Consider the following 5,120-nt stretch of genomic DNA (forward strand, 5'->3'; position numbering starts at 1 on the left):
CGCCGCCGGCGACTTACCTCGAACACGAACTCGGTAATACTCCCTTGCAAACTGTAATTTAAAAGGTCCGATGACTCTTGGAGGGGAGTCATCGGACCTTTTGTGTATGGGAAAGAGTTACTTAGGCTTCTTTTTTTTCACCGGGGATATCTTTGATGGCATCGGCACCGCGCTGGCCGGTACGGATGCGGACAGCATCGGTAAGTTCCGTAACGAAAATCTTGCCATCGCCAAAGCTGCCAGTGCGCAGGACTTTCTGAGCTGTATCGAGAACTTTCTCGACGGGAACTTCGCAGATTACGGTCTCAATCTTGATCTTTGGTACGAGATTGATATCGTATTTTTTCCCGCGGTAAACTTCTTCGTGGCCTTTCTGCAGGCCACAGCCGAATACCTGGCTTACGGTCATGCCGAGTACGCCGATTTCGTTGAGGGCGCGCATGAGGTCATCGAGTTTACTGGAACGGGTGATGATTTCGATTTTTGTGATTTTCATGCGATCACCTTATCCTTTCTGCGCATTGATATTCATGACGGTATTGGCAAGCATTTCGCTGGAGTCTTCAAAACTGCCGAGCATGGGACTGCCAGCCAGTACGGAACGGGCATAGCCGCGTTCGCCATGTTCGACGATGTCGAGGCCTGTGAGTTCTTCGGCCTCGGAAGCACGAGTTTCCATTATAGTGCTGACAATCTTATAGAGCACGTAGGTGCCGGCGATAGCCAGTGCATAAGCGACAACAATCGAAATCAACTGAGCAGTGAAAAGATGGGTTTCGCCGAAGAGTAAGCCATTGGCACCGTCCGGATTGATTTCCGTGGTAGCCCAAAGACCCGTGGCAACAGCACCCCAAGTACCGCCGATACCATGAACACCGAAGGCATCAAGAGCATCATCATAACCGAGTTTTTCTTTGAGAACGGCAACGGCGAAGAAGCAAACAACGCCACCGACAAGACCAATGATAACCGAGGGCAGCGGTGCAACAAAACCAGCTGCTGGTGTGATAGCGACAAGACCAGCAACGCAGCCGGAAGCTGCACCGAGAATGGTCGGTTTGCCGTTGAATTTCCATTCAGCCAGTACCCAGGAAACGGTAGCAGCGGCAGCCGCAGCCTGGGAGGTTACAAATGCATTGGCAGCCAGAGCATTGGCGCCGAGAGCACTGCCGGCGTTGAAGCCGAACCAGCCGAACCAGAGAAGCGTAGCGCCGAGAACGGTCATTGGCAGGTTGTGTGGAATCATAGCGGTATGGCCATAGCCTTTACGTTTGCCCAGCAGGATGCAGAGAGTAAGTCCGGAAACACCGGAGAGAATGTGGATGACGAGACCACCGGCAAAATCCAACGCACCGAGTTCTGCCAGGAAGCCACCGCCCCATACCCAATGTGCCATGGGGTTGTAAATCAAGATGGCCCAGAGGAGAATAAAGACGGCAAAAGCGGCGAATTTCATTCGTTCGGCAAAGGCACCGGTGATGAGGGCCGGGGTAATTACGGCGAACATGCACTGGAAAGCCACAAAGGCGAGCTCTGGAATTGTGCCGTTTTCGAGTACATTCAAGCCGACACCAGCAAGACCGAGCTTGTCAAGACTGCCGATGAATCCATTGATATCTGGTCCGAAGGTCATGGTATAACCAATAAGCACCCATTCAACCGAAATCATGGCAACAATGAAGAAGCTCTGCATGATGGTGGTCAGTACATTTTTACTGCGAACCATGCCGCCATAAAAGAAAGCAAGTCCGGGAGTCATAATGAAGACCAAGGCCGCACTGATGAGGACCCAAGCCGTATCGCCCGTATCAATCATGGAAATCAAATCCTTTCGTTCAATAAAATGGATAATGGCAGTAATAAAAAGCGCCTCACAGATTCCGCGGGAATCTATGAGACGCCATTGTCTCGTTGTGGCACGTCAAGAGGGAATTTGACATGCCGATGATATTGGACAGACAATCAACCCGTGGTAGGACAGAAAAGCCCCAGAGAATCCGGTACCTGATTCTCTGGGGCTTCATTGCCTCTTGTTGGTTGATGGCTTTATTATAATCAGCATATTTGCTCCTGTCAATATCGTGTTGTAATGTATACAAGAATACAGGGGAAGGAAAAAGCCGTTTGCGACACGAAGTATTCCAGGTGATTATAAGGGAGACAGGTGTTAAGGGGGAATGACAGTATGACAAAAGAGGAAGCCGTATTTCACATGACAGATATTTTGGCCAAGTTTGTTGCCTTTACGGGAAAGCAGCTGCCCGATGATGTTCGGGAAAAGATTGCCGAACTGGCGGGACAGGAAGAAGAGCCACTGGCAAAAGCGATTTATCAGACGATGCTCAAGAATCAGGAACTGGCACAGCAGCTCAATCGGCCCAGTTGTCAGGATACGGGGGCGATTCAGTTCTTTTTGAAGTGTGGAGCAAACTTTCCCTATATGAGTGAATTGCCAGGTATCCTTCGGGAATGCGTCGTACAGGCAACTAAGGATGCACCGCTTCGGCATAACGCCGTGGAAACCTTTGACGAATACAACACGGGGAAAAATGTCGCGTTGGGGATTCCATCTGTGTTTTGGGATGTCGTTCCGGAGCGGGAGGACTGCGAAATCTATACTTATATGGCAGGTGGCGGCTGCTCACTGCCAGGGCATGCCAAAGTATTGATGCCTGGGGAAGGGTATGAGGGAGTTACGCGGTTCGTGCTTGATGTCATGACCAGTTATGGATTAAATGCCTGCCCGCCACTACTCGTAGGCGTAGGTATTGGTACGTCCGTGGAAGTGGCAGCTCTGCACTCGAAGAAAGCCCTCATGCGTCCAATTGGTTCACATAATCCCAATCCGCGGGCGGCCAAAATGGAACAGCTATTGGAAGATGGCATCAATAAGATTGGCCTGGGTCCCCAGGGGCTCAGGGGGAAAAACTCTGTGTTAGGCGTCAATATCGAAAACAGTGCCCGCCATCCATCGGTTATCGGTGTAGCGGTTAACGTGGGGTGTTGGTCTCATCGCCGTGGACATATTGTATTCGATAAGGATTTGAACTATACCATTGATTCGCATTCGGAGGTGGATTTCTGATGGCAAAAAAAATACTTACGACGCCTATCCGGCCTGAGGATTTAGCGGATATTCATGTGGGAGATGTCATTTATCTGACGGGCAAGCTCACGACCTGCCGTGATGTAGCCCATCGTCGTGTTATCGAGGAGAAACGCCCACTGCCCGTTGATGTTAGGGATGGCGCAATTCTCCATGCCGGTCCAATCATCCGCCCGTTAGGAGAAGATAAATACGAAATGGTTACAGTGGGGCCAACGACTTCCATGCGGATGGAGAAATTCGAAGAGGAATTCATCAAAGAAACCGGTGTCCGACTGATTATTGGCAAAGGCGGTATGGGCGAAGGAACGATGCGTGGCTGCCGGGATCATAAGGCGATACATTGCGTATTCCCTGCAGGTTGTGCGGTAGTGGCCGCTACCTGTGTGGAAGAGATTCTCGATGCGCAGTGGAAAGATTTAGGGATGCCGGAAACCTTGTGGACCAGCAAGGTAAAAGAATTTGGTCCGTTGATTGTATCGATTGATACGCATGGCCGCAATATTTTCGAAGAGAACAAGGTGGTTTTCAATAAGCGCAAAGAAGAAGTTTATGAGGAAATTTGCCGCGAAGTCAAATTTATCAAGTAATCATGGGCAAATGACTTCCCCCCACTTGACTGCTAGCATATCCATGCGCCAGCGGGCATTGGCGGGGGTGCGGGAATTCTAATACATTATGAATGGTGAAGCCGTTGAGGAAGAGGAACGGAATCTGGGCAAATTCAGCGGCAATTATATTGGGGAAGAGCAGTTGGGCGATGCCATTTGCCGCTATGCGTTCAGCAAATGAAGGATGAATTTCAGAAATATGAGGGAGGAATAAGAGCAAAGGCGTTATAACAAGGCAATTCACAATAAGGAAAATGGTGATTATGATGAACTACAATCGGAAAAGGCGTTGGGAAACTGTTGTTATCGTATTCATAGCGGCTGTTTTGGCGGCAGGCTACGCCATAGGAGATTATTTTGTTGATTATGCCCTGAAGCGCGGAAACGAAACAGATCCGTTGGCGCCTCCTGCTGCCTGCGTCAATATTCTTGACAAGAGCAGGGAAATGCCGGAAGAGCCGGCAGTGCCGACGGAAGAGTGGAGCATGACCATGCCGGACGGCAGGAATGTGGTGGCTGTAAGCTATAGACCCGCCCAAACGGGACACCGCTGGGTTATACTGGCCCATGGCTATGGCAGGGATCACCGTTATGTCCGGGATTATGCCGAGGTTTATCTGAAGCAGGGGTATCACGTGCTCTCGCCGGACTTATGCGCCGCCGGGGAAAGTGATGGCCAGTACATTACCATGGGGGGCAAGGAAAGTGAGGAAATTGCCAAATGGGCGGCTAAAGTCAAGGAATCCGATGAGAATGCAGAAATTGTATTGCACGGAATATCTATGGGGGCTGCCACGGTAATGCTGACAGCGGGCAGATACGAAATGCCGGGACTGGCAGCCGTCATAGAGGACTGCGGCTATACCAGCGCCTACGATATGTTTACAAATCAACTGGACGTTATCTTTGGCCTGCCGGAATTCCCCATTATGACATGCGTAGACATTGTAAGTGGCATCAAAATCGGTGTGAAAGTGTCAGACGCTGCCCCCATAAAGGCGGTTCCCGGCATCAAGGTTCCGATCATGTTCATCCATGGGACGGCGGACAAACTGGTGCCGCCTTCTATGATGGATAAGCTGTACAATGCCTGTCCTGCTCCCAAGAGTAAATTTATCGTAGAAGGAGCAGGACATGGGGATGCGATGACAGTGGCCGGAAAAGAGTATTGGAACGCTGTTTTTAGTTTTCTGGACGATTGTTTGTGAGCGTTATCCATATAGGATGAAATATATGAAAGCTGTCTATCTGTACCCATCTTTGTGCCCCTTTGAGGGAACTGTCGTGAGTGTTGGCCGTGGGACGGACATGGGCGAAGGAACGATGCGTGGCTGCCGGGATCATAAGGCGATACATTGCGTATTCCCTGCAGGTTGTGCGGTAGTGGCCGCTACCTGTGTGGA

General features: G+C 50.4%; 5 protein-coding genes and 1 pseudogene. 4 read left to right on the forward strand and 2 right to left on the reverse strand.

Annotation, left to right across the window (positions count from 1 at the left end; genetic code table 11):
* Positions 1 to 121: 121 nt before the first annotated feature.
* A complete protein-coding gene (locus tag T504_RS0113490) occupies positions 122 to 496 on the reverse strand; it encodes a P-II family nitrogen regulator (RefSeq protein WP_033171590.1) in 375 nt (124 codons plus the stop codon).
* Positions 497 to 505: 9 nt separating this feature from the next.
* Positions 506 to 1,816, reverse strand: a complete 1,311-nt coding sequence (locus T504_RS0113495; protein ID WP_033171591.1) for an ammonium transporter — start codon at positions 1,814 to 1,816, stop codon at positions 506 to 508.
* A gap of 369 nt (positions 1,817 to 2,185) precedes the next feature.
* On the opposite strand from T504_RS0113495, the gene ttdA reads away from it, so the two are divergent.
* From ttdA to T504_RS15030, 4 genes and pseudogenes are all read left to right on the forward strand, one after another.
* Complete coding sequence (gene ttdA, locus T504_RS0113500; protein WP_033171592.1) at positions 2,186 to 3,085, forward strand: L(+)-tartrate dehydratase subunit alpha; 900 nt, start codon at positions 2,186 to 2,188, stop codon at positions 3,083 to 3,085.
* On the forward strand, positions 3,085 to 3,696 hold the full coding sequence (ttdB, locus tag T504_RS0113505) for a L(+)-tartrate dehydratase subunit beta (RefSeq protein ID WP_033171593.1): 612 nt from the start codon (positions 3,085 to 3,087) through the stop codon (positions 3,694 to 3,696). The genes ttdA and ttdB overlap by 1 nt, the downstream gene beginning before the upstream one ends.
* 284 nt (positions 3,697 to 3,980) lie before the next feature.
* A complete protein-coding gene (locus tag T504_RS0113510; RefSeq protein ID WP_051635417.1) occupies positions 3,981 to 4,925 on the forward strand; it encodes an alpha/beta hydrolase in 945 nt (314 codons plus the stop codon).
* A 25-nt stretch (positions 4,926 to 4,950) separates the two neighbouring features.
* Positions 4,951 to 5,120: pseudogene (locus T504_RS15030) on the forward strand (exo-beta-N-acetylmuramidase NamZ domain-containing protein); the annotation flags it as partial.

This window comes from Selenomonas sp. ND2010 (assembly GCF_000702005.1).
Taxonomy (GTDB): Bacteria; Bacillota; Negativicutes; order Selenomonadales; family Selenomonadaceae; genus Selenomonas_A.

What these genes read in the sequence shown, in the direction of transcription:
- T504_RS0113490 (WP_033171590.1), bottom strand. Translation starts at nt 496, where the DNA reads ATGAAAATCACAAAAATCGAAATCATCACCCGTTCCAGTAAACTCGAT.
- T504_RS0113495 (WP_033171591.1), bottom strand. Translation starts at nt 1,816, where the DNA reads ATGATTGATACGGGCGATACGGCTTGGGTCCTCATCAGTGCGGCCTTG.
- ttdA (WP_033171592.1), top strand. Translation starts at nt 2,186, where the DNA reads ATGACAAAAGAGGAAGCCGTATTTCACATGACAGATATTTTGGCCAAG.
- ttdB (WP_033171593.1), top strand. Translation starts at nt 3,085, where the DNA reads ATGGCAAAAAAAATACTTACGACGCCTATCCGGCCTGAGGATTTAGCG.
- T504_RS0113510 (WP_051635417.1), top strand. Translation starts at nt 3,981, where the DNA reads ATGATGAACTACAATCGGAAAAGGCGTTGGGAAACTGTTGTTATCGTA.